The sequence below is a fragment of the Stenotrophomonas sp. AGC87 genome (assembly GCF_057333975.1).
The window spans coordinates 207,791-212,852 of the sequence record NZ_JBHFHW010000043.1 but is presented as its reverse complement, the minus strand read 5'-3'; the positions used below and the strand labels follow the sequence as shown (position 1 = coordinate 212,852).

Here is a 5,062-nt window from a genome sequence, read left to right as displayed (position 1 = left end):
GGCCGGCAGCGCGCCCCCCGTCAGTCCAGAAACCGCGCCGCCTGCGCCGGTGTCGGCAGGAAACACGTGTCGTGACGACCGAACCACCGATACCGGTTGCGCGCCAGCGCGCGGTAGGCGCGGTCGCGCAGCCCGCGTGGCAACCAGCGCAACACGCGCACCAGACGCCATGCACCGCCCAGCCCCGTCAGCACGCGGAGGATCGCGTCGGTGTCCGTCCATGCGCGCCCCTGTTCGAGCAGCAGGAACGACGATGGGTCCTCCGGATCCAGCCCGTGCGCCTGCAGCAGAGCGCGCCCCTGTGTGCCCTGCATCGCGGCGAAACGATAGCGGCCACGCGTATCAAAGCGCAGCAGGAACCGCACCCAGCGGCTGCACAGTGCGCAGACGCCGTCGAACACGATGACCGCATCGGCCGCGCCACTCACCGTCTGTCCAACGGTCAGGGCGCGAGCCACGCCAGGGTCGCCATGCGCCCGGTGCGGCGGTCGCGCCGATGCGAGTAGAACCGCTGCGGGTCCGCCAGGGTGCAGTACTGCCCACCACTGATATGTGCCGCGTCCAGGCCTGCGGACTGCAGGCGCCGGCGGGCCAGCGCGTACAGGTCCACCTTCCAGTGCCCCGGCCGGGTTGCCACGAAGGCAGCCGCGGCGCCCTCGTCGCGCTCGACGAAAGCCTCGAACACGTCCTCGCCGATCTCATACAGCGCGGGCCCGGCCGCAGGCCCCAGCCAGGCCTGCAGCTGCGCAGCCGGGGTCTGCATGGCGGCCACGGTGGCCTCCAGCATGCCGTCGGCCAGCCCACGCCACCCGGCATGGGCGGCGCCGATCTCACCGCCCTCGCGGGCGGCGAAGACCACCGGCAGGCAATCGGCGGTGAGAATGGCCAGCACCACGCCCGGGACCGAGGTCACGGCGGCATCGGCGGTGGGTTCAGCCTCGCCGCCAACAGCCGTCGGCGGCGCGGTGAAGCGACGCACGCCGGTGCCATGCACCTGGCGCAGCCAATGCGGGGCCGAGGGCAGGCCCAGCCCGGGCACGAGCAGGTCGCGGTTGCGCTGCACCTGTGCCGGGTCATCCCCGTCGGCGGCGTAGCGGTTGCCCATGTTGAACTGGTCGAACGGCGCCACTGAACCGCCCGCGCCGAAGCGCAGGGTGGTCAGCGCATGGACCCCGCTCGGGGCCTGCCAGTCGGCGGGCAGCACAGGCAGCACGGGCACGTTGGTGTCCATCAGCGGCGGTTGCGTTCCTGCTCGGCGAAGCGCTTGCTGTCTTCGCGCAGGGCGTGCAGCAGCGCCTGCATGTCGGCCGGCGGCGGCGCACTGTTGGTGATCTTCTCGCCGGTGATCGGGTGCACGAACTCCAGCGTTTCGGCGTGCAGCGCTTGGCGCTTGAAGCCGCGCAGTTCGGCCACCAGCTCCTCGCTGGCGCCCTTGGGCAGTTTCAGCGCGCCGCCATACAGCTGATCGCCGATGATCGGATGACGCAGGTGCGCCATGTGCACGCGGATCTGGTGGGTACGGCCGGTTTCCAGGCGGCACTCCAGCGCCGTGTGCGCACGGAAACGCTCGCGCAGGCGGTAATGGGTGATCGCTTCCTTGCCGTCTTCGCGCACGGCCATGCGGATGCGGTCGCGCGGGTGGCGGTCGATACCGGCGGTGGCGGTGCCGCCGGAGACCAGCGCACCCACCACCACGGCCAGGTACTGGCGATGCACTTCACGTGCCGAGAGCTGCTCGACCAGCGCGGTCTGCGCCTGGATCGTGCGGGCGATGACCATCACCCCGCTGGTGTCCTTGTCCAGGCGGTGCACGATGCCCGCACGCGGCAATACCGACAGCGAGGGATCGCGGAACAGCAGCGCATTGACCAGAGTGCCGGTCGGGTTGCCCGCGCCGGGGTGGACCACCAGGCCGACCGGCTTGTTGATCACGAACACATGCTCGTCCTCGTACAGGACCTCCAGCGGGATGTCCTCCGGCTCGGCGTGGGTCTGGGTGTCGAGAACGACATGCAGGCTGGCCACCTCGCCCCCGCGCACCGGGTCGCGCCCGCGCACGGTGTCACCGTCCAGCAGGACGTCGCCGGACTTGATCCACTCGGTCAGCTTGGACCGGGAGAATTCGGGGAACAGCTCGGCCAGGACGGCGTCGAAACGCCGGCCAGCAGCGGTATCGGGCACGATGGCCTGGCGGGGGGAATCGGAATCAGCAGGGGTATCGGACATGGGGGTACACCGCAATAGGGACAATTTTGGGGTCCGGGCGACCAGTTTCAGTCGCGGGACAGGCCACTAGGCTATCATCGACCCTTCGTATTCCAGCCGCGTCCCGCCCTGACCCCATGATCCGACGCTCCGTTATGCTGTCCGCGCCCGTCCGCCTCGCCGCCCTGATGCTGGTGCTGCTCTTCGTCGCCACCGGCTGTCACCGCGGTACCAAGGGCAAGAATCCGGATGAAGGCCTGCCGGTCGAAACGCTCTATGAGAAGAGCCACAAGCTCATGGAAGGGGGGAACTGGAGCGGTGCCGAAGCCAGCTTCCGCCGCCTGGTGGCCCAGTACCCGTATGGCCCGTATACCGAACAGGCCATGATCGAAAGCGCCTATGCGCAGTACAAGGCCGGCAAGCACGATGACGCGGTGTCCAGCGTGGACCGCTTCATCCGTACCTACCCGACCCACCGCAACATCGCCTACCTGTACTACCTGCGTGGCCTGGCCAACGGCAACCGCGACACGGTCTTCCTGCGCCGCGTCTGGTCGCTGGACCCGAGCCGCCGTGACCTGTCGAGCCCGCGCCAGGCCTATGCCGATTTCACCATCATCACCGAGCGCTACCCCAACAGCCGCTACGCCGCCGATGCGCGCCAGCGGATGATCGCCCTGCGCGACGTGTTCGCCCAGTACGAGCTGGACAACGCCCTGTACTACCTGCGCCGCGAGGCGTACGTCTCGGCTGTTGGCCGCGCCAACTTCCTGCTGGAGAACTACCCGCAGAGCGCGTTCCAGTACGACGCCGTGGCCGCCCTGGGCGAGGCTTACACCCACCTGGGCAACAAGACCCTGGCCGACGATGCCCGCCGCGTGCTCGAGCTGAACCAGCCCGACCACCCCTGGTTGCAGGGCAAGTGGCCGAAGTACCCGTGGATGGTCCGCAAGCTGAACCCGTTTGCCGGCGAGAAGTCCGCCAGTACCGGTGAACGCAACGCCACGATGAACCGCAAGTAATAAAAAAGGCCCCGAAAGGGGCCTTTTTCAGTACCCGGCGGCGACGCCGACGGAGGCGTCGCGGCAGCGACGCCGGTAGAGCCGACCGTTGGTCGGCTGCTCTTTGCGGTCACCCCGACCAACGGCCGGCGCTTACCTGCTGGCGTCTCAGCCCTTGTACCCATTGCTGATCGGGTAGCGCCGTTCACGCCCGAACGCCCGGCGCGAGACCTTCGGGCCCGGGGCGGCCTGGTGGCGCTTCCACTCGCTGGTGCGCACCAGACGCAGCACACGGTCCACCACCTCGGCGGCGTAGCCGGCGGCCACGATCTCCTCGCGCGACTGCTCCTGGTCCACATAGCGGTACAGGATGCCATCCAGCACATCGTAGGCCGGCAGCGAGTCCTGGTCGGTCTGGTTGGCGCGCAGCTCGGCCGAGGGCGGGCGGGAAATCACCGCCGGCGGGATCACCGGGGCGCCGCCCACGGTATTGCGCCACTTGGAGAGCCCGAACACCTCCGTCTTGTAGAGGTCCTTGAGCGGGGCATAGCCGCCACACATGTCGCCGTAGATGGTCGCGTAGCCCACCGCGTACTCGCTCTTGTTGCCGGTGGTCAGCAGCAGCCCGCCGAACTTGTTGGACAGCGCCATCAGGATCACGCCGCGGCTGCGCGACTGCAGATTCTCTTCGGTCACATCGGCCGCCTGCCCCTCGAACATCGGGCCGAGCGCAGCCATCAGGCCCTCGAACACCGGCTCGATCGAGACCGCCTCCAGCGTCACCCCCAACGCGCGGCACTGTTCGGCCGCCAGGTCGTTGGACATATCCGCCGTGTAGCGCGACGGCAGCCGCACCGCGGTGACATTGGCTGCGCCCAGCGCGTCCACCGCCATCGCCAGCACCAGGGCCGAATCGATGCCGCCAGACAGGCCCAGCCAGACCTTCTTGAAGCCGTTCTTGCGGCAGTAATCCTGGATCCCGCGGGTCACCGCGCGCCAGGCCAGCGCATCCATGCTCTCGTCGCCGTCGTCGATCCACTCGCGAGGCAGGAAGCGGCGGGTGCCGGCGTCGTAATCCACCACCAGCCACTGGTCGGTGAACGCCGCAGCCGCCGGATGCACCGTGCCATCGCCGTCAGCGACGACCGAGGCACCGTCGAACACCAGCGCGTCCTGGCCGCCCACCACATTGAGGTAAGCGATCGCCGCCCCGCTCTCGCGGGTACGCTCGGCCAGCAGCGCATCGCGCTGGGCATGCTTGCCACGCTCGTAGGGAGAGGCGTTGGGCACCACCACCAGCTGCGCGCCCGCACGGACGGTATCGGCCAGCGGCTCGGCGAACCACAGGTCTTCGCAGACCAGCACGCCCACCGGCACGCCCTTCAGCTCGAACACGCAGCTGCCGCCGTCCGGATCGACATCAAAGTAGCGGCGCTCATCGAACACCGCGTAGTTGGGCAGCTCGCGCTTGCGGTAGGTGTGTTCGACCTTGCCATCGCGCAGCACGCTGGCCGCGTTGTAGACCACCGCACCGGCGGCCTGCGGCCAACCGACCACGGCGGCAATGCCGGTGGTGGCTGCGGCGATGCGCTCCAGCGCCTGCTGGCAGTCGTACAGGAAGCCCGGCCGCAGCAGCAGATCCTCCGGCGGGTAGCCGCTGATCGCCAGCTCGGGGAACACCACCAGCTCGGCACCGTACTCATCGCGCGCCTCGGCGATCATGGCGATGATGGTGTCGGTGTTCTGCGCCACTGCGCCAACCGGAAAATCGAACTGCGCCAGGGCAATGCGGAGGGACGTCATGGGGGTCCAGCCTGTAGGTGTACTGCGCTCATTGTAGTGCCGGGGGGGGGGGG

General features: G+C 68.9%; 5 protein-coding genes. 1 reads left to right on the top strand and 4 read right to left on the bottom strand.

Going from position 1 to position 5,062, the window contains the following annotated elements:
- Positions 1 to 20: 20 nt before the first annotated feature.
- From ACE026_RS20030 to rluD, 3 genes are read right to left on the bottom strand one after another with little or no spacing between them, the layout of a single operon-like run.
- On the bottom strand, positions 21 to 458 hold the full coding sequence (locus tag ACE026_RS20030) for a thiol-disulfide oxidoreductase DCC family protein (RefSeq protein ID WP_486040574.1): 438 nt from the start codon (positions 456 to 458) through the stop codon (positions 21 to 23).
- On the bottom strand, positions 443 to 1,231 hold the full coding sequence (pgeF, locus tag ACE026_RS20025) for a peptidoglycan editing factor PgeF (protein WP_486040573.1): 789 nt from the start codon (positions 1,229 to 1,231) through the stop codon (positions 443 to 445). The genes ACE026_RS20030 and pgeF overlap by 16 nt, the downstream gene beginning before the upstream one ends.
- Positions 1,231 to 2,226, bottom strand: coding sequence for a 23S rRNA pseudouridine(1911/1915/1917) synthase RluD (rluD, locus tag ACE026_RS20020; RefSeq protein WP_123730367.1), 996 nt, complete (start codon positions 2,224 to 2,226; stop codon positions 1,231 to 1,233). The genes pgeF and rluD overlap by 1 nt, the downstream gene beginning before the upstream one ends.
- Positions 2,227 to 2,342: 116 nt before the next feature.
- Between rluD and ACE026_RS20015 the strand changes: the two genes are divergently transcribed.
- Complete coding sequence (locus tag ACE026_RS20015; RefSeq protein ID WP_486040572.1) at positions 2,343 to 3,227, top strand: outer membrane protein assembly factor BamD; 885 nt, start codon at positions 2,343 to 2,345, stop codon at positions 3,225 to 3,227.
- Positions 3,228 to 3,374: 147 nt separating this feature from the next.
- On the opposite strand, the gene ACE026_RS20010 is transcribed toward ACE026_RS20015, so the two are convergent.
- Positions 3,375 to 5,009, bottom strand: a complete 1,635-nt coding sequence (locus tag ACE026_RS20010) for an NAD+ synthase (RefSeq protein ID WP_121039234.1) — start codon at positions 5,007 to 5,009, stop codon at positions 3,375 to 3,377.
- Between the last annotated feature and the right edge of the window lie 53 nt (positions 5,010 to 5,062).

Coding starts and splice junctions, on each gene's coding strand:
- pgeF (WP_486040573.1), bottom strand. CDS start 1,231: ATGGACACCAACGTGCCCGTGCTGCCTGTGCTGCCCGCCGACTGGCAG.
- rluD (WP_123730367.1), bottom strand. CDS start 2,226: ATGTCCGATACCCCTGCTGATTCCGATTCCCCCCGCCAGGCCATCGTG.
- ACE026_RS20015 (WP_486040572.1), top strand. CDS start 2,343: ATGATCCGACGCTCCGTTATGCTGTCCGCGCCCGTCCGCCTCGCCGCC.
- ACE026_RS20010 (WP_121039234.1), bottom strand. CDS start 5,009: ATGACGTCCCTCCGCATTGCCCTGGCGCAGTTCGATTTTCCGGTTGGC.